Below are 24,591 nucleotides of genomic sequence, written 5' to 3'. Positions count from 1 at the left end.
GAATGCATTCCCAGGCGGCAGCCCAGGAACGAGGAAAGCCTTATCAAGTTAGGTTTTTAGGACTTGTGTGTACACTGTAGCCTTAAAAAGGGGGGGATCTTTAAAGCCCGGTTTTTAAGGGGGTTGGGGGATCTCTTAAGCGTAAGTTCTACAATATAAAGGGCGTAGAGAGAAGAAAGTCGAGAGAGATTATGTAATGGGATTTTGTAGAAATTCTATAGCTATTTGCTGTAATTGTTGGTGGTTAATTTTACCTTGAGAGTTACGGGATAGGTTTTGCTGGGGAATCCAGTATTTGGGTATTTTGAATTTGCTGAGTTTGTCTTTGAGTAAATTTTGGATTTCTAAGGCAGAGGTATTTGGTTTTTTGGGAATGTAAATAGCTGTTAATGCTTGTCCCCAATGTTTATCTGGTATGCCAATAATACAAATATCAACAACCATTTGAGTGGCTCTGATAGCTGATTCAATTTCTGTCGGGTAGATGTTTTCTCCGCCTGTAATGATTTTATTACTACTACGTCCGACAATGTTTAAATGACCTTGATCATCCAAAAAACCTAAATCATCCACTTGAAAAATGTCTTGATTTCCCCATATTTGAGGATAGTATCCAAGGGCTAGAGATTGAGCATGGATGATAATATTTCCTATTTGATTTAAATTTAAAATTTCGCCTTGTTGATTGTGAATTGTTACTTGGGCATGGGGTAAAATCTCACCACTGCTAATTTTACCACCTAGAAAATCCTCTGGTTTGAGGGTGGCAATTTGAGAGGCTGTTTCTGTCATCCCATAAGTTGGTGCTAACCTGATATGATGGAATCTTGCTTTTTCTAGTAGTTCGTTCCATGCTGGCGCACCTCCCAAAAGTACAGTATTAAATTGGGACAACCATTTAGTTAATTCTGGATTTTCTAGGAGACGTTGTAACTGGGTTGGTACTAAAGATATGAAAAAGTCTGATTGTTTAATATTTAAGATTTGACCTGCTTCTACTGCTTTGAATGACAGAATAGCTAGTTTACCCCCAGTGGTAAAACAGCGCATAAATTGCATCAAGCCGCTAACGTGGTATAGCGGTAATACACAAAAAGAATTGACTTGCTTTAATTGAAAGTATTCTGTAAATCCTTGTACAGATGCTACGAGAGTCTCCCAAGTGTGGATAGCAAACTTAATTTGCCCCGATGAACCACCTGTGGGAATCATAATCAGTGCTGAGTGCTGAGTGCTGTTAGCGGTAGCGGGGCGTTTAGCCCGTGCTGAGTGGGGAAGTGGGGGAGTAGGAGAGTGGAGGAGTTCTCCCCAAATAATGTCTGGGTTTACTAAATCAAAAACTTGTTGCCATTCTTGTGTTCCCCAATCGGGGTTACAAAGAAAAACTGGGCAATTAGCTGCACAAGCGGCAATAAAACTTGCTAAGAATCGCACTGGTTCGCGTTCAGCTAAGAGGATTTTTGGTGGTGTTTCACACGCTGATAATTGTGTTAGTTGTAGATATAATTCTTGAACTATTTGATTAAATTGACGGCTGTTATAACCAATAAGCCAATCATGCTGATCCAGGTTTTTAAGACAGTCTAAAGGTCGTTCCATAGACTTTGAGGCCATGTATCTTCTTGTTCCAAAAAGTGGTCGATGCCAAAACCAACAGCCCTGTTGTTTCGGGATAATTCTGCTGCTAATTGGAGTGCTGCAAGTCTACCGATCGCAGTTTCAAATACTGATGAAAATACGAGATCAATTTTATACTGTTGGCAAAACTTTCTCAGACGAGATGGTGATCCAACTATCCCAGGCTTAATCACAAAAATCCCTCGCCAACCTTGTTGATAACAAGCGGCGAGTTGCCCAAGTGTGGCGACAGACTCATCTAAGGCGATCGCAGTTTTATAACTCATACTTAATTCCAACATTCCCTGAAATTGCTCAACGGGTAGAGGTTGTTCGATAAATTCAATTTCTATGGCTAGTTCTGCATTTGCTTTGAGATTGTCGCAAGTCCACAGCCATAAGTTAGCTTCTTCATAGCTGAGTCCACCGTTAGCATCTAATCGCAGTTTGCTAAAGGCTGGTAAGGCGTGTATCAGTGACTCAAAAATTTCTAGTTCATCAGCGATCGCATACACCCCAATTTTCCACTTAAACGTGTGATATCCCTGCTGCCACAACGTTTCCCATTGATTTAAAGCCGCTTCCCCGGCTGGTAATAAGGCACTGTAGAAGAGTGAAGGGTTAGGAGTGAGGAGTGAGGAGTTAGGAGTTATAAAATTATCTCCCCCACTCCCTACTCCCCACTCCCCACTCCCCATCTCTCGCGCCGACTCAAAGCCAAATTGACAAGCAGGTAACTCATCTGGGATAGAGAAAATTGTCTCGTCTGTGATTTCTGTTGGGAGTTGGCGACAAAAATCTAAGGCTTGTTCTAGGGTTTCCGAACCAAACCAGCTGATGGGGGCAATTTCTCCCCAGCCGACTTTACCTGATTCATCGGTGAGACGAAGGATGATACCTTTACGAATATCCCAATTACCATGATTGGTAGTCAGTGTTCGCACAAATCTTCGCTGATAGGGACGAAATTCAAATTGATAACGCATCAATTAATAATTGCTAAAGCATAAATCCCAAACCTAACAGCAAGCAACTCCAGAAATGCACGGCTACGGCAATGAATTTACAGTTACTAACTTTGTCCGGCTGGTGGTGATTTTCTTGGACATGGCGACATAATTTGAAGGCAAAGGGTAAACTTACCCAACTCAGCAATGTCCAAGCTGGAGAAATTCCCCACAGCACAAACAATAAGGTGAGAGGATAAATGCTACCAGTGAACAAAATTAGGAGTTGGGCACCTTTTGCTGTTCCTAGACGGACGATAGGCGATCGCTTACCTGCCGCTATGTCATCCTTAACTTGGTGAAAGTGTGAGCAAAATAAAATTAAGGTTGTGGCAATCCCGACAATCACTGAAGCTGCTAAACTCGTATTTGACCAAGTTTGGGTTTGGCTGTAATATGCTGCCTCCACTGCTAAGGGGCCAAAGGCAAAAAAGCAAAGAATTTCGCCTAAACCTTGGTATCCTAAGCGAAAGGGAGGCCCTTGGTACATATAGCCCAAACCACAACACAGTAGAATTATACCGATCACAGTTAGGTCTTGTTGCCAAAAAGCGATCGCTAGTATGCCCAGCAACCCCAAACCTAAACACAAATTTCCTATCCAAAATATTAATGGCTTATTGCCAGTTAAGTTCACCAGAGAATGGTGCTTATTTTGATCAATTCCTGTTTCGGAATCAAAGACATCATTACTAATATTTTCCCAGGCAAGAATTAAGATTGCCGCAGCTACAAAAGTAGAAAATACTGCACCATTGAAAATTTTGGTTTCGGCAAATGCTACTGCTGTTCCTACCCAAATGGGCATAATGGCAACGCTATACATCGGCGGTTTAATCGCTGCCATCCATAACTTAGTGTTGGGATATAAAATCTGCTTGGTAGTCATCAGTCGTGATTAATTAAATTACCGGAATATTACTTACATGTTAGATTTTATGATTTAAAGAGACGCTAGATATTGGTAAGGTACAAACAACTGCTACTTTTACTGTGGCTCGTTAACATTGCTTTGTTAACATGCACCCTCACATTGCAGCCCAAGGGTGTAACTTGCTTGTTAGGGTCTAGGAACACCACGAACAAGGCAAACTCTACGCTGGTGAAATGGCAACTTAATATGTTACCTGTAGAAATACGACCACGATTAATTACACTTTAGGAAGTTAACTTAAAAAAAATTTACTATAGATCCATGACAGTTTCACCATGTCGTAGCAACCTCTTTGTAGACCACAAAGATTTATATCAATTTCTGTTAACAGTGCAAGAAAAGTGCGTTAAAACCAATAGCAGGCAAATTGTCAGTATCTCCCAAGAGATCGATTTAGTTGATCCTTTACTTGTATTAGATAAACTTACACAAGCAAATGAAATAAATTTTTACTTTGAAGACAAAGGTAAAGGAGAAGCGATCGCGGCAATTGATGCTATAGAAAAATTACAAATTGATGGCACAGAACGTTTTACTAAAGCTGAATATTTTATCAAATCCTGTATAAAAAATATAATTAATTTTGGAAATATTAACCAACCTTTTTCTGGCCCTCACTTTTTTTGTTATTTTAGCTTTTTTGATAAAAATACTCAAGTAGATTATCCATTTCCATCTGCTACCGTTTTTTTGCCCCGTTGGCAAGTAGCTGTAAAAAATCAGCAATGCATATTAGTAACAAATACAATTATCACTGCGAATGTCAATATTCAAAGATTGTTACAGACTTTGCAAAGAAAAATTGAGTTTTTGCAATCCTTAAAATATTACTCTCCAGATATTCATTTTCCGACAAACTTCTACAAAAAATCCATTACAAATGCTGCTAAATTTAAATCTTCGGTAGCTTCTGCTTTAGAAAAAATCCGCTCTAGTAATTTAAGGAAAATTGTTCTAGCAGATATATTAGATGTAAAGTCTAGTAATCATTTTGACTTAGTTAAATCATTAGATAATCTCAGACAAATACATCAGAATTGTTATATTTTTTCTACAAGTAATGGGAAAGGACAAAACTTTATTGGTGCAAGTCCAGAACGATTAATTAGTATTAATAATCAACAGTTAATCACAGATGCTTTAGCTGGTTCTGCACCACGAGGTAAAACGCCTGCTGAAGATGCAGCCAATGCCAATCACTTACTCAATAGTGAAAAAGAAAGGCACGAGCATTCGCTAGTACTTGATTTCATAACTCAACGCCTATCCCAGCTAGGTTTGTTACCTCAAATATTAGCACCCCGCCTGCGACAATTATCTAACATTCAGCATTTATGGACACCAATCAGTGCTAGAGTTCCGCCTAACATTCACCCATTAAAGATTGTCGCGCAATTGCATCCTACACCAGCCGTTGCTGGTGCAGCTAGAGATGTTGCTTGTGCCGAAATTCGTCGTTACGAAAGCTTTGAGAGGGGTTTGTATGCTGCGCCTTTAGGTTGGATAGATTCTCACGGAAATTGTGAATTTATTGTAGGAATTCGTTCAGCATTAATTGATGGCGATCGCGCGAGATTGTATGCTGGTGCTGGTATCGTCGCCGGTTCTGATCCTGATAGAGAGTTTGCAGAGGTGCAGCTTAAACTTCAGGCTTTGTTGAAGGCGTTAGTTTAAAGTTAATTACTAATGTAGTATGCCAGCTAAAGATATTTACCACGATTCTGTTAGAAACGCCCTTGAAAAAGAGAGTTGGCATATTACCAATGATCCATTTATCTTAAGATGGGGTGCAAGAGATTTATATATTGATTTAGGTGCCCAAAAGCTAATAGCAGCAGAGAAAAGGGGGCATAAAATAGCAGTAGAAGTTAAAAGCTTTATTGGTGCTTCTCCAGTAACCGATTTAGAAAAGGCTCTGGGACAATATATTTTATACTACGATATTCTAACTCGCTTAGAACCAGACCGCCGCTTGTATCTTGCTATTCGTCAACAAACATACTCAGAATTGTTCCAAGAACCAATTGGTAAGATATTGATAGAAAATCAGCGTCTTTGTTTACTCGTCTTCGATTCAGAACTAGAGGTGATTATAGAATGGATATCTTAGCTAATTATCGTAAAATAATTGAAAAAATATTAGCCGAATATGCCCAACTTGCCTACGCTTATGGAGAACTAGAAAGACAGCTAATTATTGATGAAAATGCAAATCATTACCTACTACTCACACTTGGCTGGGAAAACAAACAACGGGTACATGGGTGTCTTGTCCACATTGATATTATCAACGATAAAATTTGGATTCAAAGAGATGGTACGGAAGATGGTATTGCTAACGAATTCCTCAGTGCCGGCATTCCTAAAGATCACATCGTTCTAGCCTTTCAACCTGCCGAAATAAGAAAGTATACTGATTTTGCTGTTACATAAATTTTAAATCTGGCGATCGTGCGAGATTGTATACTGGTGCTGGTATTCTCAATGTTGCTTTCTCGAAAAACTCATCAGTTAACGGTGGAATATCAGAATAATCAATCTCGTCATTTGATATCGATTCCAAAGCTTCCCAATTAGTACGTGAGATATTGTTCAAATCGTTTTCGCTCATTTCGATTTGCCCTTCGTGCTGAAATAATTCGGATGACATTACTTTGCTATTCTGTCCAGACAATAGTTTAATGGCTAATTTATCAGCCGCCAATGATTTTGCAACACTAAATCACTAAAATTTGCTTGGGTCGGGTGCAGCTATTTGTTAGACTGCTGACTTGGTTGTTTGAGTGGTACTGAGATTATTTGCCTTCCACTAGCAGCTTGCTTCTTTTGCAAATCGTCACAAATTGCCTGTAAATCGTAGTTAAATAACTTGGCGTGTTCTTCTCGAGTTCTGTAAATTTCTTCCAGAACTTCATCTTTCCACATTTTTACTCTCCCATTAATTCATAAGGTGTACAAATTGTCGGTAGCTCGTATCCAGCTTCAAGACTAATCTGTGATAATTTTTTCTGCATCTGAGCATTAGCAATATGTTTACAATTCAAGGTTAACAAATAGTTCAAACTGTAATGCTTTATGAAAATTGAAGTGGTCAAAGCTACCCAACAACAGAAGTCAGTGCTATGCAATTTAATGGAATTATACCAATATGACCTGAGTGAGATAGAAGCTAAAGATGTAGATGCCTTCGGCTTGTTTGGTTATCAATATCTTGATTACTATTGGACAGAACCTGAGCGACAGCCATTTTTAGTTAAAGTTGATGAGAAACTGGCAGGGTTTGTACTTGTTAATCAGCACGCTTACATTCATAACAATGCTAAGTCTATTGCTGAGTTCTTTATCCTCAAAAGGTATCGAAGTCTGGGCATTGGTAAACAGGTAGCTACTCAAATTTTCGACCAGTTTCCTGGCAGTTGGGAGGTACGGCAGACTGCTTTTAACTTAGGCGCACAAGCCTTTTGGAGCAAGGTAATTAGTCAATACACTAATGGAGTCTTTGACGAGGTTTTCTTAAATGATGACCGATGGCATGGACTAATTAAAACTTTTGACAATTCAGAAAGACTATTAAGATAAAAAATACACCCGATAAATTGGTGTATTTCTAGGGTTACTAAAGCCCATAACTTTGAGATGTTTTAGCCCAAATCCTGATGCGTAAAAGCCTTAGCATTCGCTCCGGTGTAAGTCGCTACAATATGACCATCACCAGTCATTTGATATTTGTATGTCACCAATCCTTCTAAACCAACGGGGCCACGGGGAGGCATTTGTTGCGTACTAATTCCTACTTCTGCACCGAAACCATAACGGAAACCATCAGCAAATCGGGTAGAACAATTGTGGAATATATTCGCTGAATTTACCAGTCCAAAGAAAGTTTCCACAGCTGTTAAATCTTCAGAGATAATTGCATCAGTGTGACGAGAACCGTATTCATTAATATGCGCGATCGCATCTTCTAAAGAATTCACAATTTTAATTGACAAAATAAAATCGCTGTATTCTGTTTCCCAATCTGTTTCTGTTGCAGTTACAATGTCAGGCAAAATTTCCAAAGTGCTTTTATCACCTCTTAATTCTACATGGCATTCTTGCAAAGCATCGGCAACTTTTGGTAAAAACTCTGTAGCAATCGAGGAGTGAACTAACAAAGTTTCAATAGCATTACAAACAGCAGCATATTGCGCTTTAGCATCAACGGTAACCGAAACTGCTTTAGAAATATCGGCTGCTTGATCTATATATAGATGACAAATCCCCTCGGCGTGACCTAATACCGGAATGCGAGTATTTTCTTGCACAAACCGCACAAAAGAGTTAGAACCTCTAGGAATAATTAAATCTACATATTTATCTAACTTCAAAAGTTCTAAAGTTTCTTCTCTAGTTGTTAGCAATTGTACTGCATCAGGGTTAACAGCAGTATGAGATAATCCTTGTTTAATTACCTTAATGATCGCTTCACAAGAACGTACCGCTTCCTTTCCACCTTTGAGGATCACACCATTACCCGACTTAATCGCCAAAGAGACAATTTGAATCGCTGCTTCTGGACGTGCTTCAAAAATAATCCCCACAACGCCCAAAGGACAGGTAATCCGCTTGAGAATTAAGCCAGTGTCGAGTTCGCGGTGAATCTGCACCTTACCAACTGGATCATCCAGCTTACCGACATCTCGCACCCCAGCGATCGCATCTCTTAATTTATGTTCATCCAGCTGTAAGCGCTTATAAAGCGGTTTGGGAATTCCGACCGCAGTAGCAGCTTCACAATCGGCAACATTTGCTTGTAAAATTTCATCTTTAGCTGATTCTAAAGCTTGAGCGATCGCAACAAGGGCTTGATTTTTTGCCTCAGTGGAGAGAATCGCTAGTTTACTTGCAGCTTGGCGGGTTTGTGCTGCGATCGTAATTAGGGGAGAAGCAACTTGGAAAATAGTCATGTCACACAATAGCTTTTAACTATGGCACAATACTTTGGCATTTATCCATCCTATCAACCTTGGTTATTTATCAACCTGCTCTTTTGCTAACTATTTTCTCTTTGTTGCAATTAGTTAGTTAACTGTCTGATCTATTCTCGTAGTAACGGTGAGAATATGTATAAGTATCAGAAAAATGCTGTATATTAACAGCCTCAGCAAAACTGTCTCAACCAAAAAGACACAGACCCTTGATCCACACAAAGTAAAACTAAGTAATTAACAAAAGACAACCATGTTTACAGCTGACAAAGAAGACACCACAATTTACAAAGTTGTAGTAAATGACGAAGAGCAATATTCGATATGGCCCACTGACCGAGAAGAGCCTCTTGGGTGGAAAGCTGTCAGCAAAACTGGGACAAAGCAAGAATGCCTGGATTACATTAAGGAAGTTTGGACAGACATGAGGCCACTTAGCCTGAGGAAGAAAATGGAAGAACAACAGTCTCAGCGCCAAAAATAATTTATACATGCGTCATTTTCCGTAATTGCGATGACGATCGCTGGATCTATTGAGTATTAATCAATTAAATACTACTCCTTCATTAGGGAGATCCTATGTCATTGCAATCTGGATTAGATGCCTTAAAACAAGAACGTTATCAAGAAGCGGTTAAATTACTCGAACAATTCTGCCGCAATTGTGTTGAGCGCGATTCCCCTGATTATCTTTCAGCACAGATGTCGCTGATAAAAGCCTATCAAGGTACAGGCGAAATCGAAAAAGCTAAAGTCCTGTGTCAAAAGTTAATGATGAGTGAAAACCCACAGGCTCGCAGTTGGGCAGAACAAGCTAGTCAGTCCTTCCGCCAAACGCCAGCAACTCAGTCTAACGCCAGCCAAAAAGCTAGTCGCGCCGCTACCACTGGCATAAAATTAACGATGGGGGGTGTGGGTGGTAGTTTGACCTTAGCTTCTGGTGTCACCATGACCTTGCTGTTTGGCATGGTCTTCGCTTTAGGTTTGAGCTTAGTATTTATTTTGGGTAGCGACGATCCACTCCAAGGACTAGCGATCGCTATTGGTATTACCCTAGTTTTTAATATCGCTGCCTTTTTCCTGTCTCCATTTCTCATGGACTTAACCCAAGGCTGGCTTTACCAAACTCGTTGGATACAGTTGGCAGAAGTTGAGAACCTCAGTCCAGAGACAGCTAAAGTTATTCGCCAAATCTGTCAAGAGAAAAAGCTGAAAACGCCCCGTTTGGGAATTATTAACGATCAAAACCCCACGGCTTTTACTTATGGCTCATTACCTAACAGTGCCCGGTTAGTCGTCAGTCAGGGACTTTTCACATACTTAGATGATGATGAAATTGCTACTGTCTACGCCCACGAACTAGGCCACATCGTCCACTGGGACTTTGCAGTGATGACAGTAGCTTCCACCTTAGTGCAAATTTGTTACCTAATTTACAGCACAGCCAGAAGATTTGGGCGTGGCGGCGATAGCAAAATCAAAGATGCCATGCAAACTGCTGCCTTAGTTGCCTACGTCTTTTATGTCCTTGGTACTTATCTACTGCTGTATCTTTCCCGAACACGAGAATATTTTGCTGACCACTTTGCCGCCGAAAGTACAGGTAATCCCAATGGATTATCCCGCGCTTTGGTAAAGATTGCCTATGGAATATTAGAAGAAGGTTCACGGACACAAGAACCCAGCCGTTTAATTGAAGGGACTCGCGCCTTAGGTATTTATGACCATAAAGCCGCCGCTTCCACAGGAACCGCCTACCGCATTGCATCCGATACCCAAAAAATTGGTCGCGTCTTTTTGTGGGATATGTTTAACCCTTGGGGCTGGTGGATGGAGTTAAATTCGACTCACCCCCTGACTGGCAAACGAGTCCGTGCACTCAGCGCTTATGCCGAACAGTTGGGTTTACCGACTGAGTTTGATATGGGGCGAGTTATTGGAGAAGGAAAAACTCTGAGTAAAAGTAAGCTTTACGGCAACTTCTTTTTAGATGTTGTACTGTATGGCGCTGAAACAATCGGTTTCTTCATTGGCTTATTAATGGGTGTGATTTTGTGGTCAAGTTCCCCAAACACAGGTTTAGTATTAGGTGCGCCACTTATGGGCTTAGGGATCGGAATTGTGGTTAAAGCCTTAGTAATGTTTCCTAACTACCAGCAAGCACCGAAAACTGACATTCTCACCCTGATGTCAGATCCCTACGCCAGTCCGTTGCGCGGACAACCTGCAAAACTAGAAGGTCAACTAATTGGTCGTGGCGACGCTGGTTATAAGTTTGGTTCCGATTTAAAAATCCAAGATCGTAGTGGAATGCTTTATCTGCATTACGCCTCACGCTTTGGCCCCATCGGCAATTTCCTGTTTGGGATGAAGCGAGTCCAAAGCTTAATTGGTGAACAAGTTGAGACAGTGGGTTGGTTCCGTCGGGGTATTGCACCTTGGATGGATCTGATTCAACTCCAAAGTAAAAATGGCACCATTGTCAACAGTTATCATCGTTTCTGGTCATTCATTCTTGGGGGTGGATCGATTATCCTGGGAGTGGTCTTGACTATGTTTTTGAGCAGCAGATAGCTGAGTTTATAGCCTGTGGTCAAAGCATTTCTCAATTCATCCAAGCTTTAAGGAGGCGTTTCAACTGCCTCCGTTTTTTTTGTCAGAAACTAGGTGAATATAGCTTGCAGCAGTACACCCAGTGAATTGTAAACTGGTATTACTGCTCCTTAGCAAGTTGAGCTTTTGCCTGTTGCCACAGAGTTTCTAACTCATCCAAACTGTACTCAGAAAGGGGACGATCAACAACTGCCTCCATTTTTTCCAATCGCTGGACAAACCGTTGATTCGTACTCTGCAAAGCAACACTAGGGTCAAGATTATGCCAACGGGCAAGCTGAATCACCGCAAACAGTAAATCGCCTAATTCTGCTTGTTGTCGTTCTGGGGTTTCTTCAGCTAAAGCCTGTTGAAACTCCCCCAACTCCTCATAAAACTTATCCCAGACGCCCTGAATATTTTCCCACTCAAACCCGACAGCCGCAGCCTTTTGAGAAATCTTCATCGCCGCCGTTAGTGGGGGAAGGGTACGCCCATAACGACCGAGTTTAGCACTAAGTTTTTGCGTATCTGGAGATCCTTCGCCTTTTTCCGCAGCTTTGATTTGTTCCCAATTTTGCCGCACCTCATCCACATTTGCCACCGACACATCACCAAACACATGGGGATGACGGCGAATCAACTTTTGAGAAATCCCCTGAGTTATTTCTTTGAGGGAAAATTCCCCAGATTCGCTAGCGATTTGGGCTTGCAGTACCACCTGCAATAGTAAATCCCCTAACTCTTGTGCGATCGCCCCCTTATCCCCACTCTTAATCGCATCCACCACCTCATAAGCTTCCTCAATCACATAAGGCGTCAGCGTTTCGGCAGTTTGAGCCAAATCCCAAGGACAACCACCATCAGGCGATCGCAACCTCTCCACCACCTCAATCAACTCCTGCAACGCCCCCAAAACCTCATCTTTATTTTCCATACCTCCGCGTACCTTTGCGCTTCCCTTTGCGTACCTTTGCGTTTAAAAATCATTTCTTCGCCTTAGTCTGACCCCTCCTGATCACTTTCCGCTTCTTAATTTTGCCACTAGAAAGCAACCCCCGCACCCCCTGCTTCTGAAAGCGCTTATATGCCGATCCCCCCCAATCGCTGAGAGAATGACTCATCGCACCCAATTCCAACCCCAAAAACAGAGCAATATATTCAGTATCGTAATCCACAAGCGATCGCCCCACAGTTCCCCCCAAATCCTGCCAAGTAAAACTCAGATTCCACAACTTTTCGGCAATCGCCAAAACGAAAATTACCAACATAGCAATCAAACAGCCAAGATAAATTACCCGCAGGATCGTGCCAATAATCGGCCCGTGGGATAAAAAAGAACGATGACGGAGACTTTTTTGATAAGGTAGCCAAATCCAGCGCAAGAAACCCCAGCGTTGAAATTGCACAGAATAAATATCCAAATCGGGGCCAAACATCAGCCCTCCAAATAGAAACCCGCCTGCAACCAACAAAGTCGCATTGCTACTGCGAGTTTGCCAGAAAGTAACGCCCGCCACTAACGGCAGAGCATACATAGTAATGCGATCGTGCGTCCGACCAGAGGGCATCCTAAATCCTGTTAGCGATAGCGGGGCCTTTAGCCCGTGTTGAGTAACTGACTCAGTATAAGAGAAAAAAAGATTTTCTTAAAACTACTAGCGCAATGCAAAATGTTTTGCTATATTAATAAAGGATTAGTCAAAAGGGCGGTTAGCTCAGTTGGTAGAGCGCCTGCCTTACAAGCAGGACGTCATCAGTTCGAGTCTGGTACTGCCCATTAATTCAAAAAGGCTAGAACAGCTTAAATGCGGTTTCTAGCCTTTTTTAAATGGATTCACAATCTCTAATTGATCAGCTACTACTAACCCATCTTGCATATCTTCAGAATAGAGAATACTTGCTCTTGCGGATAGGGCACAAGAAATAATTAGACTATCCCAAAAAGAAAAATTATATCGACTGCGGATATCTGATGCAGATTCAAAAATAGTCAGATTGAACTCTAATACAGTGCAGCGACTATAAAGCGACTGAATCACAGCTTTAATTTGCTCTTCGTTAAAGGCTGCTTTCTTCAACAAATTGGCAACAACTTCATTCACAACCTGCGTACTAATGATGATTCCTTCAGTTTGCGTAATTGCAATAGCAATATTACGCTTTTTTGTTCTTTCTGCAACCTCCATCTTCTTATCATCAAATAAACGATAAAGCCAAACATTCGTATCAATAAAAGATGCACCAGAACTCATAATTATCGGTTATAAATTTCTTCACGGTTGAATATACTATCCACTTGAATGGGATTCTCTGTTAACTCATCAATTATGTCTCTTTTTTTAGGTGATTTTTTATTCACCAAAACAATTACTTTAATATCATCTCCTTCACCGAGTTCTTGTTTGTACTCATCGGGAATCTGAATTAAACCATTTTGAATCTTGGCTTGAAACTCAATCGCATTCAGCATCTTTAATCTCTCTTATATGTAGACAGTAACGATGTGTAAAATACATCTTCTTTGAGACACTCCGCTGCAAATGCGAACACAGCTTGGATTGCAGGAGCGCTGAGAGTTGGGTAGCTTTCTGTGACTTGCTGTTCTGTCCAACCTTCGGCAAACAACCCAAAAATGAATTCTACAGATAGCCGCGTTCCTTTGACAACAGGCAATCCATCGGAGAATTTTCGGGTCTGAATGAATATAAGTTCTCCAATCCATACCAGTTTACCTTTATGGGGCTTCATCTATTATGGGCGATGCCTAGGTTGGGCTGCGCCAACGCACCAGTAAGAGAGTCCGCTTGTAGAAAAGATTTTGGATGTCCTTGCTATGGCAACAATTGACCGAAACTAGGTGTAGGGTGTGGGGTGTGGGGTGTAGGGTCAAAAGAAAAAACTCTCTTATTTATGTACACCCCGCCCCGGAACCAATAGGGTACAAGCCCCCACCAAATCTCCGATTTGGTGGTCTTAAATCAGTGGTGGGTTCAGAGCCAATACTGATTTATTTCCTACCCCCTACCCCCTATACCCAACACCCTTGTTTTTGACCCAAATTTAAACAATTAATCGCTAATTAACACTGAAGCAAGAAGGTCAAGACAAGACAGATGTGGGCATTGTCCAGAAGCTAGCTCAATGGCATTGCTATATATTCAAACAGCAGTTAAAACAGGCTGAAAAGGTTGCAATAAAATACCCAAAATTTTATCAACTTCTTTAATATAGTAGTCAGACAAATCTATATAAACAGTCGTTTTTTCTAAAAATAAAAACTTCCAGTTAGTTCCACTCGTAACCGAACCATAAATCCGCCCAACTTCATTGCCTTGATTTTGATTGAACAACTGCGCCGCAATCATTGCCGCTACACATTGACCAAGACCGCCGATAATATCTTCTTTTTTCGCCTCAAAAATAAACATTACCGGAGCAGAAAGAAATAATTGCTCCTGGGAATTGCTGATAATGTAATCGCAAAAACCTTGCAAGCCTTGAGTCGCATCAACATTAAATTCATTCCCAGAAAACAGTGATATTTTATTATTTAATAATCGTCTAACCTCTGCCAGAATTGGTGCAATTAAAAACTCTGACCTAGCTTTTTCGGTTGCGATCGCAGTTGCTAAAGGAATGTAATCAATTAAGATAGTTCTGAGAGTTTCTGATGGTGTAACAGGTTTTGTATCAGCAAATAAATTACGAGTTTCATCGAGTGTTAAGTCAAAACTCTTTTTCACCTTAGCGAGACTAAAATCGCTGTATGCCATCCTTCTACCTGATAATTTGTTAATTAATCAGCCCTGCCGCCAGAAGCAGGGCTGATTAAGTTGTTCGCGCAAAGTGAACAATTAATAATTAAGACTCAAAGTAAATACAGTAATCCGAATAGAATAATCCAAATCACATCAACAAAATGCCAATAGATTTCGGCTGCTTCAATACCAAAGTGCTTTTCATTACTATAGTGACCCGGAACGCGCGATCGCCACAACACAGCAACAATCGCTAAAACGCCTATAGTAACGTGCAATCCGTGGAAACCAGTCAAAACGTAAAATGCGCTAGCAAATAAATTGGTAGTTAAACCAAATTCTAAATGGGTATATTCATATACTTGACCCACCAAGAAAATAGCACCCATTGCTGCAGTAATTGCTAACCAGAATTGTGCACCCCGCGTATCGTTCTTTTTAATCGCAGTGTCGGCATTGTGCATGACAAAACTACTAGAAATTAGATTGATGGTGTTGACTCCAGGTAGCAATAGTTCTAATTCTGGGGTTCCGGCTGGGGGCCACACAGGTAAGGTAGCACGGAAAGCCAAGTAAGCTCCGAACAACCCTATAAAAATCATCCCTTCAGCAATCAGGAAGACAACTAGCCCAAACAGGCGATAGTCTGGATGTTCCTCGTGATGACCAACTGCTGCTTCCGCCGCATGGTGATGATTTAGTTCAGTTTTAGCTGAGTCAATAGTTTGACTTTGCATGAATTTTTAATGCTTAGAGGACAAGTGGGGAGTCGGGAGTGGGGAATGGGAAGATGGGGGAGAAGAACTATTGATTATTAACCAATGCCCCATGCCCAATGCCCCATACCCAATTCCCTGTTTATTTGCGGTCTTCGGGATTGGCAGCAAATGCTGGGTCGGGTTCTGCTCTTAACACTGAGTTTGGGCCACCAGATAAGACTGGATTGGGATCGTACAAAGGTACACTTTCTTTAGCCCTTTCCAAACCGTAGTCATAGGGACCCGTAGCCAGTACTGGCGTTTGATCAAAATTCTCGATCGCTGGTGGTGAGGTAGTCATCCACTCTAAGGTAAGTGCCCTCCAGGGATTATTACCAGCTTTCTCGCCGTACAACCAACTCCAAATAGCATTGATGATGAAGGGAAATGTCGAGACTGCCAGTATATAAGAACCATACGTGCAGATTTCGTTCAGTGAGGTGAACTTGGGGTCATACTGGGCGATGCGGCGGTTCATGCCCATCATTCCCAGCTTATGCATAGGTAAGAAGGTCATATTTAGACCTACTATTGTCAAGGCAAAATGAACCTTACCCCAAAATTCGTTCAGCATTCGTCCCGTCATTTTCGGGAACCAGTGGTAAATCGACGCATAAATGCCGAGGACACTACCACCAAATAGGACATAGTGCAAGTGTGCAACTACAAAATAGGTGTCGTGAACGTGAATATCAAAGGGCACTGCTGCCAACATCACGCCACTGATCCCGCCAATCACAAAGGTGCCGACAAAGCCCATTGCGAACAGCATGGCACTGTTGAGTTGGATTTTCCCACCCCACATAGTTGCCAACCAACTGAAAATTTTAATTCCCGTGGGTACAGCAATGATCATGGTGGTGATCATAAAGAACATCCGCAACCAACCGGGGATACCACTGGTAAACATGTGGTGTGCCCAAACAATTAGCCCTAAAAAGCTGATGGCGAGAGAGGAATAGGCGATCGCTTTATAGCCAAAAATCGGCTTGCGGGAATGCACGGGGATAATTTCTGAAATTGCCCCAAAGAAGGGCAAAATCATGATGTAAACTGCTGGGTGAGAGTAAAACCAGAACATGTGCTGGTATACTACTGGGTCGCCACCACCTGTTGGGTTAAAAAATGTTGTCCCAGCAATTAAGTCAAAGGAAAGCAGAATTAAACCTGCTGCTAACACTGGCGTAGATACCAAAACCAGTGCCGAGGTAGAAAACATCGCCCAGCAGAACAAGGGCAGTTGGTAAATCCCCATGCTGGGGATACGCATCTTGATCAATGTGACGAGGAAATTGATTGCCCCTAGAATCGATGACGTACCTAGTAGCAGAACGCTGATAATCCAAATTCCCTCACCTACTTGACCTGTTACCAAGCTCAGGGGAGGGTAGGAAGTCCAACCCGCATCCGGTGCATCGCCCACCACTAAACTAGTGATCAGCAATATACCCGCAGGGGGAATCATCCAAAAGGCAACAGCATTCAAGCGCGGAAATGCCATATCCTTTGCCCCAATCATCAAGGGGATGAGGAAGTTCGCAAAACCCGCACCAGCTGGCACGATCCACAAGAAAATCATGATCGTGGCGTGCAGTGTAAACAAGCTGTTGTAGACTTCAGGGGTGACAAAATCGACTTCTGGGGTTCGCAGTTCTGTACGAACCAAGTCAGCCATCACGCCACCAATGCAGTAGAAAACGAATGTGGTGACTAGGTATTGAATCCCAATCACCTTATGGTCGGTGTTGAAGCCAAAGTAGTCTTGCCATTTTCTGATCCCTGGTTCCTCAAGAAGGGCAGGGATATTGGCAGTTTCTTGCAACTGAGCTTGTGTCATAGTCGTTAGTTATCTTTTGTCATTTGTCCTTTGTCAGTTGTCCTTTGTCATTAGTCATTTATTTAGACCAATGACTAATGACTAATGACTAATGACCAATGACTAATGGTGAACTTGATGGAGGATTTCTGGCTGAATTCCCATGTCCTTGGTGTAATGGGCAAGAAATTCATTTGGGGATAGATCCGCAGGGTTAACAGCAACGGCTTGATTTAGCGTTTCTTTGCTGGCAACTAGCTGCTCTTGCTGCCATTTATCAAAGGCTTCTTCTGTCTCAACGACTACTGGTGCTCTCATCGCTCCGTGATATGGGCCACAAAGTTCAGCACAAATCAGGACATAATCTCCTGCTTTTTTGGGAGTGAAGCTAATCTCGCTTTGTCTACCGGGGATCGCATCTTGTTTCAGGCGAAACTCTGGCACCCAGAAGGCGTGAATCACATCGTTGGCTGTCATATTGATTTGCACTTCGCGCCCGATGGGGACGTGCATTTCACCTGTTGTTATACCACTTTTAGGATAGGTGAAAATCCAGGCATATTGTAGACCAGTAACGTTGACTAGCAATGCTGGTGGTTTGCCTGCTTTTTCGGGACTACCCCCAATTGTCGGAGCAACAATACCTACACCTGGGGCATTCCGCAGTTGGGGAATTTGGTCAGCATTGCGGACTTCTGCGGTAGCTGGGTCTTGCATTGCCTCATCAGATTTTTCTTGATTGAGGTTGGGTTCGGTGCCGGGGGGAGTATCGCTTAAAGTCGCTGCTAAAGCTGCCCCTGGCATTTTCATCGATTCCTGATTCATCGGTGCTGCATGGATAGCATGGGGATCAAAGCCACCGATTTCGTTGTACACATCAAAACTGTAAACTGAAATGCCGAAAACGATAATTGCTGGGATCGCCGTCCAGAGAATTTCTAGAGGTACATTGCCCTCAACTGGTGGGCCGTCTTCATTGTCACCTGCACGCCGACGATATTTAAATGCAGAGTAAATTAAAATACCTTCTACGAGTATGAATATACCTGTAGAAACGATCATCATCGCGTTGAACAAACCATCCACCAAGACGGCTTCATCCGTGGCTGCTGCTGGCAACAGACCGTGATTTTGACCGTACCAAAGGCTGACTAGCGTTAGCACGATCCCAATGAGTAATGTCCAGATTGAACTTGGAATCTTCACGGCTTACTTAATTGAATTTACTATGTTATTTCAAAGCTGCTCACTTACTAAGGTAATCTAGGCTGCCAGACAAAGGGGCCAAAGGTCGGAAATTTTTATTAATTTTTTTGACTATTTTACTAATTTTGAGTACAAGGTCACTATATGAATACTGCCTTGGCTGTTGCTATACATCAGTGGAAAAATTTAAAATGCTTAAATTAATTGTCATTAATCAATTTCTCACATCTTGAAAAATACCTAAAGCTTCAGGCAAAACCTGGCTGGAGTGATTCAAAGTATAAGTGAGTGCTAATCTATAAACCTTTAGCCTATACGCTAGGGTGAAGATGGAACGCTAAAAGAAAATTGAAAATTTTAAGAGATCCACCAAGAGCGGGCAGAAAGTATCATTCATGAGCGAATTTGTCCTACAACAACAAAATGAAGTGGCAGTTCAGCAGCAAAAGCCCAAGGAATTGATTCGTCGCTTGGTGTGGAGAATGTGTATAGCCACCTTGATTTTGATGGCAATAGGCTCTGCCACCCGCGTGATGAATGCTGGACTTGCTTGTCCAGACTGGCCCTTGTGCTATGGCGAATTGCTGCCAGCCAAGCAAATGAATCTCCAGGTGTTCTTGGAGTGGTTTCACAGATTGGATGCAGCTTTAATTGGTGTAAGCGCGATCGCACTCTTCGTTTTATCCTGGTGGCATCGTCGTTTATTACCCACCTGGCTGCCTTGGGCATCCACATTTGCCCTGTTTTTAATCGTCTTCCAAGGCATTTTGGGGGGACTCACCGTTACCGAACTGTTGCGGTTTGATATCGTTACCGCCCATTTAGGAACGGCACTGTTGTTTTTTACTACCCTGCTGATTATTGGCACGGCACTCACGCCCTATCAAGGAACTGGAACCTCTGGTAAGTTGCCTTGGGTAGGTTTAACTGCGGCTGTTCTGGTTTACCTGCAAAGTTTGCTAGGTGCTTTAGTAGGTTCTCGCTGGGCACTACACCAATGCCTTGGCGGTTCTCAACTTTGTACTGTGATGTACAGTCATATTGCTGGTTTTGTGCCGCCAACAATGGCAACTTTGGCAATGGTATTTATCTGTTGGCGGACACCAGCTCTACATCCAGCCTTGCGGCGACTGGCAAATATGGCTGGTGGGTTGTTAACCTTACAAATATTGTTGGGAGTCGCTACTTTTAAATTACATCTTCAAGTCGAGCCTCTCACCGTCTCTCACCAAGCTATAGGAGCTGCTTTGCTGGGTACTTTGGTGGCTTTTACAGTTCTCGCACTGCGTGACTCAGTGAGTCAGCAAAGTTGTTGAAAAATAAGGAACCAGAGCCAAAATGATTGAGACTAATGTCTCTCGCCACCACGAAACATTTTTACAAGTAATTCAAAGTTACTACCAGCTAACGAAGCCTCGGATTATTCCGTTGCTTTTGATTACTACGGCTGGGAGTATGTGGATTGCTGCTAAGGGAGAAGTAGACCCATTGCTGTTGCTAGTAACTCTGACTGGTGGCACAATGGCAGCTGCAAGCGCCCAGACGATTAACTGTGTCTATGACCGGGATATTGATTATGACATGGAGCGGACGCGCCATCGTCCGATGCCTTCTGGCAAGGTTCAGCCGCGCGATGCTCTAATTTTTGCGATCGCACTGGCGACAATTTCCTTTACACTCCTAGCAGTATTTGCCAACCTGTTAGCCGCCTTATTAGCTTTCTCTGGCATCGTCTTTTATATTTTGGTCTACACCCACTGGCTGAAACGCCACACCACGCAGAATATTGTTGTTGGTGGGGCGGCTGGGGCAATTCCGGCGTTAGTGGGTTGGGCTGCTGTCACTGGCACATTAAGCTGGTCAGCGTGGTTAATTTTTGCCATCGTCTTTTTGTGGACACCGCCCCATTTCTGGGCGCTAGCTCTAATGATTAAAGATGACTACGCAAAAGTTGGGATACCAATGTTACCCGTGATTGAAGGTACTACGGCAACTGTTAAGCAGATTTGGTATTATACCCTGCTTACGGTAGTTGCAACCGGGTTATTGGTTTATCCCTTGGGCGCAAGTGGAATTCTTTATGCTGCGATCGCTCTAATTCTGGGAGGATTATTTATCCACAAATCTTGGCGTTTGTTGCAAAATCCAGAGGATCGGGCTGTAGCTAAAGAGTTATTTCTCTATTCCATCTCCTACATGATGCTGTTGTGTCTGGGGATGGTAGTGGATAGTCTTCCTGTTACCCATAATCTAATTAGTGCGGTGATCAGTCATCTGCATTTTATTGCTTAGGGGAAGAGAAAGTTTAGCGATCGCGTTGGGAAAATGGCGCGATCGCATATCAATGCACTCCGTGTTCCTTTTGAAATTAGTTTTTACTATATTTAGAATAATTAAAACATTTCCAAATGTTAGGATCTACCGTTTTTTATAACCGTGTCTTTGTGTGTTGCTATCCCACCTCCTACTGATGTGATGCACTAGGAGGAATTTTTATTTTTGGGTAGTAAAATTATTTTGCTGAAAGCGATCGCGTCCTGCTGTTTTTGCTTGATACAATGCCCGATCTGCTGCGGCAATCATTTGTTCCAAGTCAGAATCTGGCTGAGGAATTTCTGTCGTAAACCCGGCACTAATGGTTACATAAGGACTAACTTGAGAATTTTGATGAGGAATTGCCAACGTTCGCACAGCATGGCAAATTTTCTCCGCAACATCAGTCGCCCCCTGAGTGTCTGTGTTGGGTAAAATCACAGCAAATTCTTCTCCGCCATAACGGGCAACTAAATATCCAGGACATTTAACAATATTTTTGATAACTTGAGCAATTTCTTGAAGACAGCGATCGCCTACCCGATGACCATAAGTATCGTTGTATAATTTAAAGAAATCAACATCGCAAATGATCATGGAGAGAGGACGTTGCTCTCGTTTCATTTGCTGCCACTGTTGGTTGGAATATTCTTCAAAGCGTCGGCGGTTAGCTACCTGAGTTAATCCATCAATAGTAGCTAATCTCTGCAATTCCAGATTAACGGCTTCCAGTTGTTGCTGTAACTGAGATTGCTGAATCAAGCGTTTTACCCGTTGTCGCAAAACTGGCCAGTGGATCGGTTTGGTAACATAGTCCATTGCCCCTACGGCAAATGCCCGGTCAACTGACTCTTGATCCTCAAGTCCTGTAATCATTAAAACTGGAGTGTGCTTGTGAGAGTCAAGAGTCTGCAACTGAGTGCAACACTCGAAACCATCCATATCTGACATGACGGCATCAAGGAGTACTATGTCGGGGTGCAGTTGGTTAAAAAGAGTTAAAGCCTCTCTGCCATTTTGAGCTTCAACTATTTGATACCCTTCCCGCTCCAAGAAATTTCGTAGTATCAGGCGGGTAAATAATTCATCATCAACAATTAGAACTAAAAATTGGTTTTCTTGAGCAGTCGCTTTCATTGCAATACTTTTCGGTTAAGGCAAGAGACGCGATAAATCGCCGTCTCTACAATAATCAATCTTTCGTCGTGAAGGCGATTTATCGCGTCTTTCGATCTAGAATTTTCATCAAAAAACCTTAACCGAACTGTATTGGCTTTTATTATGCTTCCTTGGCAAATTCTTTTTGTAAAGCAGTTTGAACTTGTTCATATTCTTGATGTAGTTGTGAAAGTAATTCTAGGCTGTTTTCTAATTTGTTGCTGTACCCCTGTGCTTCTAACTTCTTGCAAAGCTGTGCCAAAGCGATCGCTCCAACAGAGCCACTGCTGGACTTGAGTTGGTGGGCTGTCTTCCATAGAGTCTGAGCATCCTGAGTTGTGATAGCTACACTGATATCTTGCACCTGTCTTGATGCCTCTGTCAGATAACACTGGAGCAGTTCAGCAAATGCCAGATGATCTTTTGTGACGACATCCCGCAAAAATTGTATAGTTTTCGGATCAATCTTAGCGATATTTAATGTCTGGTTTTGCCCTTCCTGGAGGATATTTTGCGAAGGTTGCAATTCTAAACAAATCCCTTTGCTTTGTTTTTCTATAAAAGTGAATTCAAAACTTTTTTGGGGTGGGCATTTGCTGAGTGCCTGGGTTAACTCCTCAAGCTGAACAGGTTTGCTAATGTAGTCATCCATACCAGTAGCAAAACAAGCTTCGCGATCGCCCCGCATTGCATTGGCAGTTATCGCGATAATATAGGGACGAAAACCCACTTTCCATTCCTGACAGATTCTCCGAGTTGTTTCTAACCCATCCATTTCTGGCATGTGGACATCCATCAACACTACGTCGAATGGCTGTTTTTGCAAAGCTTTGAGTACTTCTAGCCCATTGGTTACGACATCCGCCTGATAACCGATTTTCTGTAGCATCAGTAGAGCAACTTTCTGATTAACAACTGTGTCCTCTGCCAGAAGAATCCGCAGTGGCAGGCGATGTGCCAAATGCCGATCAACCAAGGAAGAATGGGAATGAAAAATACTAGCTTGGATCGGCCGATTACCCAAAACATGGGTAACGACATCGTAGAGTTGAGACTGTTTAATCGGTTTGCTTAAAGAAGCAGCAAACTGGACATTACCAAAGTCAGAGAAAGTTCCTCCTCTACCCAAAGAGGTCAGAATTACCAAAGGCAGATTTTGATAACCAGATTGCTGGCGGATTTGACGAGCTAGGTTTAGACCATCCATTTCCGGCATCTGCATATCCAAAATGGCAATATCAAACTGTGTTCCCTTCGCAAGTTGAGCTAAAGCTTCTTTACCAGATTTGGCAGCATAAGTTTGCATCTTCCAAGACTCTGCTTGCAAGCTCAGAATTTCGCGGTTGGTCAGATTATCATCCACAATTAACAGCCGTTTGCCAGCAAGGGGCACTAGCGAAGTGCTAAATTCAGCTTGCTCTGGCGCAGTAGCCACTTGGGTAGTAATGGTGAAGTAGAATGTTGAACCTTGGGAAGAGTAAGGAGGTACGAGAAACTCCTCAGAAAGAGATTCGACTTTTCCTGAAGAGAAGCCACTGAATTGGAATTCAGTGGAGGTTTGAAACCCTTGCTTTCGGTTTTTTGCCTTTGTTGATAGTTTTCCCCTTTGCCATCTCAAGCTAGGATTGCCACCGATAAACCCTTGGCTTTCCACCCAAAGAGTACCGCCCATCATCTGAGTAAGCCGTTGGCTAATAACCAGTCCCAGTCCTGTGCCACCATAGCGTCGAGTCATGGAGACATCAGCCTGAGTGAAGGGTTGAAATAACCGCTCTATTTTCTCTGGTGCAATGCCAATACCTGTATCTTTAATGGCAAATTGAATTTCGTAGAGAAGTTGGGAGTGTTCAGGAGGTTCTTCGCTAAAGGACAATTCAGATGGAAATTCTACCTCACCTGAATTGACACAAGTGAAATTTTCAGTGGAGGATTGTGACCCTCTCTCCACTTCCTTATCCCCAGTTCTCAGTTTAATTTGCTTTGCTTCAACAGAAAGTACCACTTCTCCATTTTCAGTAAACTTAATGGCATTGTTGAGGAGGTTTATTAAGATTTGGCGTAGACGAGTCAAATCGCCGATGATCTGAATGGGAACTTGCGGTTTAATCAGGTAGGCTAGTTCGATATCCTTTTCGGCAGCTTTCGGATACCGTTGGCGAATTCCCCAAACAGCTAAACTGAACCGATTAGTTCAGCAATGAAACGATTGAGAACCTTCTGAGCAGTTTTATACCCAGTAGCTTGCTTACCTAACTTCAGTTGGGACAAAATGCGATCGCGTAAAATTTCAAGTTCTCTTATCGGTGGCAAACCGACAGGTTGTTTAGCGCTTGTGGTATTAGATATCTGATGTGACTCACTCTGCCGTGTAATACTTGGTTGAATGGGAGCTAAAAAATCTGAGTCTTCCCGTGTAATACAAGGGTTATCGTTATGCCTAACAATGTGTTCTAAATAAT

24 protein-coding genes, 1 tRNA gene and 3 pseudogenes are annotated in these 24,591 nt (G+C 42.4%); 9 read left to right on the top strand and 19 right to left on the bottom strand.

The window, feature by feature from the left end; translation table 11 throughout:
- Window positions 1-189: 189 nt before the first annotated feature.
- Genes F8S12_RS17570 through menA form a run of 3 tightly spaced genes read right to left on the bottom strand, consistent with a single transcriptional unit; the run spans window position 190 to window position 3,513 of the window.
- Window positions 190-1,599 carry a 2-succinylbenzoate--CoA ligase gene (locus F8S12_RS17570; RefSeq protein WP_196517421.1) on the bottom strand — a complete coding sequence of 470 codons (1,410 nt, stop codon included), beginning with the start codon at window positions 1,597-1,599 and terminating at the stop codon, window positions 190-192.
- The gene (locus F8S12_RS17565) at window positions 1,584-2,603 is read right to left on the bottom strand and encodes an o-succinylbenzoate synthase (RefSeq protein ID WP_196517420.1); all 1,020 of its coding nucleotides are present in this window, start codon (window positions 2,601-2,603) and stop codon (window positions 1,584-1,586) included. The genes F8S12_RS17570 and F8S12_RS17565 overlap by 16 nt, the downstream gene beginning before the upstream one ends.
- Window positions 2,604-2,616: 13 nt before the next feature.
- Entirely contained in the window at window positions 2,617-3,513 is an 897-nt protein-coding gene (gene menA, locus F8S12_RS17560; protein WP_196517419.1) for a 2-carboxy-1,4-naphthoquinone phytyltransferase, read from the bottom strand.
- A 306-nt stretch (window positions 3,514-3,819) separates the two neighbouring features.
- Here menA and F8S12_RS17555 point away from each other — a divergent pair, with 306 nt between their 5' ends.
- From F8S12_RS17555 to F8S12_RS17545, 3 genes are read left to right on the top strand one after another with little or no spacing between them, the layout of a single operon-like run.
- Window positions 3,820-5,232, top strand: a complete 1,413-nt coding sequence (locus tag F8S12_RS17555) for an isochorismate synthase (protein WP_196517418.1) — start codon at window positions 3,820-3,822, stop codon at window positions 5,230-5,232.
- A gap of 19 nt (window positions 5,233-5,251) precedes the next feature.
- The gene (locus F8S12_RS17550; protein ID WP_196517417.1) at window positions 5,252-5,668 is read left to right on the top strand and encodes a XisH family protein; all 417 of its coding nucleotides are present in this window, start codon (window positions 5,252-5,254) and stop codon (window positions 5,666-5,668) included.
- The gene (locus F8S12_RS17545; protein ID WP_196517416.1) at window positions 5,656-5,991 is read left to right on the top strand and encodes a XisI protein; all 336 of its coding nucleotides are present in this window, start codon (window positions 5,656-5,658) and stop codon (window positions 5,989-5,991) included. The genes F8S12_RS17550 and F8S12_RS17545 overlap by 13 nt, the downstream gene beginning before the upstream one ends.
- On the opposite strand, the gene F8S12_RS17540 is transcribed toward F8S12_RS17545, so the two are convergent.
- The 3 genes and pseudogenes from F8S12_RS17540 to F8S12_RS40695 form a co-directional block, all read right to left on the bottom strand.
- A complete protein-coding gene (locus F8S12_RS17540; RefSeq protein ID WP_196517423.1) occupies window positions 5,984-6,208 on the bottom strand; it encodes a hypothetical protein in 225 nt (74 codons plus the stop codon). The genes F8S12_RS17545 and F8S12_RS17540 overlap by 8 nt on opposite strands.
- Window positions 6,209-6,309: 101 nt before the next feature.
- Window positions 6,310-6,483, bottom strand: coding sequence for a hypothetical protein (locus tag F8S12_RS17535; RefSeq protein WP_196517415.1), 174 nt, complete (start codon window positions 6,481-6,483; stop codon window positions 6,310-6,312).
- A gap of 2 nt (window positions 6,484-6,485) precedes the next feature.
- A pseudogene (locus F8S12_RS40695) lies at window positions 6,486-6,626 on the bottom strand (type II toxin-antitoxin system VapC family toxin); the annotation flags it as partial.
- A 7-nt stretch (window positions 6,627-6,633) separates the two neighbouring features.
- Here F8S12_RS40695 and F8S12_RS17530 point away from each other — a divergent pair.
- On the top strand, window positions 6,634-7,137 hold the full coding sequence (locus tag F8S12_RS17530) for a GNAT family N-acetyltransferase (protein WP_196517414.1): 504 nt from the start codon (window positions 6,634-6,636) through the stop codon (window positions 7,135-7,137).
- A 62-nt stretch (window positions 7,138-7,199) separates the two neighbouring features.
- Here F8S12_RS17530 and F8S12_RS17525 read toward each other — a convergent pair whose 3' ends face one another.
- Window positions 7,200-8,507, bottom strand: coding sequence for a glutamate-5-semialdehyde dehydrogenase (locus tag F8S12_RS17525; protein WP_196517413.1), 1,308 nt, complete (start codon window positions 8,505-8,507; stop codon window positions 7,200-7,202).
- 274 nt (window positions 8,508-8,781) lie between these two features.
- Here F8S12_RS17525 and F8S12_RS17520 point away from each other — a divergent pair, with 274 nt between their 5' ends.
- Together F8S12_RS17520 and F8S12_RS17515 are read left to right on the top strand one after the other, a co-directional pair.
- Window positions 8,782-9,012 (top strand): MbtH family protein, encoded by a 231-nt coding sequence (locus F8S12_RS17520; protein WP_196517412.1) that lies wholly within the window; start codon window positions 8,782-8,784, stop codon window positions 9,010-9,012.
- Between the two features lie 95 nt (window positions 9,013-9,107).
- Window positions 9,108-11,102: a zinc metalloprotease HtpX gene (locus tag F8S12_RS17515; RefSeq protein ID WP_196517411.1), complete on the top strand. Its 1,995-nt coding sequence runs from the start codon at window positions 9,108-9,110 to the stop codon at window positions 11,100-11,102.
- A 139-nt stretch (window positions 11,103-11,241) separates the two neighbouring features.
- On the opposite strand, the gene mazG is transcribed toward F8S12_RS17515, so the two are convergent.
- The gene (mazG, locus tag F8S12_RS17510; RefSeq protein WP_196517410.1) at window positions 11,242-12,057 is read right to left on the bottom strand and encodes a nucleoside triphosphate pyrophosphohydrolase; all 816 of its coding nucleotides are present in this window, start codon (window positions 12,055-12,057) and stop codon (window positions 11,242-11,244) included.
- A gap of 49 nt (window positions 12,058-12,106) precedes the next feature.
- Window positions 12,107-12,691, bottom strand: a complete 585-nt coding sequence (locus F8S12_RS17505; protein WP_196517409.1) for a metal-binding protein — start codon at window positions 12,689-12,691, stop codon at window positions 12,107-12,109.
- A gap of 136 nt (window positions 12,692-12,827) precedes the next feature.
- Between F8S12_RS17505 and F8S12_RS17500 the strand changes: the two genes are divergently transcribed.
- Window positions 12,828-12,900: transfer RNA gene (locus F8S12_RS17500), tRNA-Val, on the top strand.
- A gap of 37 nt (window positions 12,901-12,937) precedes the next feature.
- Here F8S12_RS17500 and F8S12_RS17495 read toward each other — a convergent pair.
- The 7 genes from F8S12_RS17495 to F8S12_RS17465 form a co-directional block, all read right to left on the bottom strand.
- Entirely contained in the window at window positions 12,938-13,375 is a 438-nt protein-coding gene (locus F8S12_RS17495) for a PIN domain-containing protein (RefSeq protein ID WP_196517408.1), read from the bottom strand.
- A gap of 2 nt (window positions 13,376-13,377) precedes the next feature.
- Entirely contained in the window at window positions 13,378-13,593 is a 216-nt protein-coding gene (locus F8S12_RS17490; protein ID WP_196517407.1) for a hypothetical protein, read from the bottom strand.
- A 2-nt stretch (window positions 13,594-13,595) separates the two neighbouring features.
- On the bottom strand, window positions 13,596-13,871 hold the full coding sequence (locus F8S12_RS17485) for a DUF433 domain-containing protein (RefSeq protein WP_230968074.1): 276 nt from the start codon (window positions 13,869-13,871) through the stop codon (window positions 13,596-13,598).
- 410 nt (window positions 13,872-14,281) lie between these two features.
- Window positions 14,282-14,896: a hypothetical protein gene (locus F8S12_RS17480; protein ID WP_196517406.1), complete on the bottom strand. Its 615-nt coding sequence runs from the start codon at window positions 14,894-14,896 to the stop codon at window positions 14,282-14,284.
- A gap of 95 nt (window positions 14,897-14,991) precedes the next feature.
- Window positions 14,992-15,618: a cytochrome c oxidase subunit 3 gene (locus F8S12_RS17475; RefSeq protein ID WP_196517405.1), complete on the bottom strand. Its 627-nt coding sequence runs from the start codon at window positions 15,616-15,618 to the stop codon at window positions 14,992-14,994.
- A 121-nt stretch (window positions 15,619-15,739) separates the two neighbouring features.
- Window positions 15,740-17,476 carry a cytochrome c oxidase subunit I gene (ctaD, locus tag F8S12_RS17470; protein WP_196517404.1) on the bottom strand — a complete coding sequence of 579 codons (1,737 nt, stop codon included), beginning with the start codon at window positions 17,474-17,476 and terminating at the stop codon, window positions 15,740-15,742.
- Between the two features lie 102 nt (window positions 17,477-17,578).
- Window positions 17,579-18,661, bottom strand: coding sequence for a cytochrome c oxidase subunit II (locus F8S12_RS17465; RefSeq protein WP_196517403.1), 1,083 nt, complete (start codon window positions 18,659-18,661; stop codon window positions 17,579-17,581).
- Window positions 18,662-19,056: 395 nt separating this feature from the next.
- Between F8S12_RS17465 and F8S12_RS17460 the strand changes: the two genes are divergently transcribed.
- Both F8S12_RS17460 and F8S12_RS17455 read left to right on the top strand, forming a co-directional pair.
- On the top strand, window positions 19,057-19,977 hold the full coding sequence (locus F8S12_RS17460) for a COX15/CtaA family protein (protein WP_196517402.1): 921 nt from the start codon (window positions 19,057-19,059) through the stop codon (window positions 19,975-19,977).
- 22 nt (window positions 19,978-19,999) lie between these two features.
- Entirely contained in the window at window positions 20,000-20,953 is a 954-nt protein-coding gene (locus tag F8S12_RS17455) for a heme o synthase (protein ID WP_196517401.1), read from the top strand.
- Window positions 20,954-21,154: 201 nt separating this feature from the next.
- On the opposite strand, the gene F8S12_RS17450 is transcribed toward F8S12_RS17455, so the two are convergent.
- The 3 genes and pseudogenes from F8S12_RS17450 to F8S12_RS17440 all read right to left on the bottom strand — a co-directional run.
- Window positions 21,155-22,111, bottom strand: a complete 957-nt coding sequence (locus tag F8S12_RS17450) for a response regulator (RefSeq protein WP_196517400.1) — start codon at window positions 22,109-22,111, stop codon at window positions 21,155-21,157.
- Between the two features lie 142 nt (window positions 22,112-22,253).
- Window positions 22,254-24,278 (bottom strand): annotated as a pseudogene (locus F8S12_RS17445) (response regulator); the annotation flags it as partial.
- A gap of 26 nt (window positions 24,279-24,304) precedes the next feature.
- Window positions 24,305-24,591, bottom strand: a pseudogene (locus F8S12_RS17440) (hypothetical protein); the annotation flags it as partial.

It is taken from the genome of Nostoc sp. WHI, assembly GCF_015714725.1.
Lineage (GTDB): Bacteria > Cyanobacteriota > Cyanobacteriia > Cyanobacteriales > Nostocaceae > Nostoc.
The sequence above is the reverse complement of the archived record's forward strand: the minus strand, read 5'-3'. Positions and strand labels throughout refer to the sequence as shown.

Excerpts from the sequence above, each read along its gene's own strand:
- menA (WP_196517419.1), bottom strand. The coding sequence starts at position 3,513 with ATGACTACCAAGCAGATTTTATATCCCAACACTAAGTTATGGATGGCA.
- F8S12_RS17475 (WP_196517405.1), bottom strand. The coding sequence starts at position 15,618 with ATGCAAAGTCAAACTATTGACTCAGCTAAAACTGAACTAAATCATCAC.
- F8S12_RS17520 (WP_196517412.1), top strand. The coding sequence starts at position 8,782 with ATGTTTACAGCTGACAAAGAAGACACCACAATTTACAAAGTTGTAGTA.
- F8S12_RS17555 (WP_196517418.1), top strand. The coding sequence starts at position 3,820 with ATGACAGTTTCACCATGTCGTAGCAACCTCTTTGTAGACCACAAAGAT.
- F8S12_RS17525 (WP_196517413.1), bottom strand. The coding sequence starts at position 8,507 with ATGACTATTTTCCAAGTTGCTTCTCCCCTAATTACGATCGCAGCACAA.
- mazG (WP_196517410.1), bottom strand. The coding sequence starts at position 12,057 with ATGGAAAATAAAGATGAGGTTTTGGGGGCGTTGCAGGAGTTGATTGAG.
- F8S12_RS17495 (WP_196517408.1), bottom strand. The coding sequence starts at position 13,375 with ATGAGTTCTGGTGCATCTTTTATTGATACGAATGTTTGGCTTTATCGT.
- F8S12_RS17505 (WP_196517409.1), bottom strand. The coding sequence starts at position 12,691 with ATGCCCTCTGGTCGGACGCACGATCGCATTACTATGTATGCTCTGCCG.
- F8S12_RS17550 (WP_196517417.1), top strand. The coding sequence starts at position 5,252 with ATGCCAGCTAAAGATATTTACCACGATTCTGTTAGAAACGCCCTTGAA.
- F8S12_RS17485 (WP_230968074.1), bottom strand. The coding sequence starts at position 13,871 with ATGAAGCCCCATAAAGGTAAACTGGTATGGATTGGAGAACTTATATTC.
- F8S12_RS17545 (WP_196517416.1), top strand. The coding sequence starts at position 5,656 with ATGGATATCTTAGCTAATTATCGTAAAATAATTGAAAAAATATTAGCC.
- F8S12_RS17515 (WP_196517411.1), top strand. The coding sequence starts at position 9,108 with ATGTCATTGCAATCTGGATTAGATGCCTTAAAACAAGAACGTTATCAA.
- F8S12_RS17480 (WP_196517406.1), bottom strand. The coding sequence starts at position 14,896 with ATGGCATACAGCGATTTTAGTCTCGCTAAGGTGAAAAAGAGTTTTGAC.
- F8S12_RS17530 (WP_196517414.1), top strand. The coding sequence starts at position 6,634 with ATGAAAATTGAAGTGGTCAAAGCTACCCAACAACAGAAGTCAGTGCTA.
- F8S12_RS17540 (WP_196517423.1), bottom strand. The coding sequence starts at position 6,208 with ATGTCATCCGAATTATTTCAGCACGAAGGGCAAATCGAAATGAGCGAA.
- F8S12_RS17570 (WP_196517421.1), bottom strand. The coding sequence starts at position 1,599 with ATGGAACGACCTTTAGACTGTCTTAAAAACCTGGATCAGCATGATTGG.
- ctaD (WP_196517404.1), bottom strand. The coding sequence starts at position 17,476 with ATGACACAAGCTCAGTTGCAAGAAACTGCCAATATCCCTGCCCTTCTT.
- F8S12_RS17535 (WP_196517415.1), bottom strand. The coding sequence starts at position 6,483 with ATGTGGAAAGATGAAGTTCTGGAAGAAATTTACAGAACTCGAGAAGAA.
- F8S12_RS17460 (WP_196517402.1), top strand. The coding sequence starts at position 19,057 with ATGAGCGAATTTGTCCTACAACAACAAAATGAAGTGGCAGTTCAGCAG.
- F8S12_RS17450 (WP_196517400.1), bottom strand. The coding sequence starts at position 22,111 with ATGAAAGCGACTGCTCAAGAAAACCAATTTTTAGTTCTAATTGTTGAT.
- F8S12_RS17455 (WP_196517401.1), top strand. The coding sequence starts at position 20,000 with ATGATTGAGACTAATGTCTCTCGCCACCACGAAACATTTTTACAAGTA.
- F8S12_RS17565 (WP_196517420.1), bottom strand. The coding sequence starts at position 2,603 with ATGCGTTATCAATTTGAATTTCGTCCCTATCAGCGAAGATTTGTGCGA.
- F8S12_RS17490 (WP_196517407.1), bottom strand. The coding sequence starts at position 13,593 with ATGCTGAATGCGATTGAGTTTCAAGCCAAGATTCAAAATGGTTTAATT.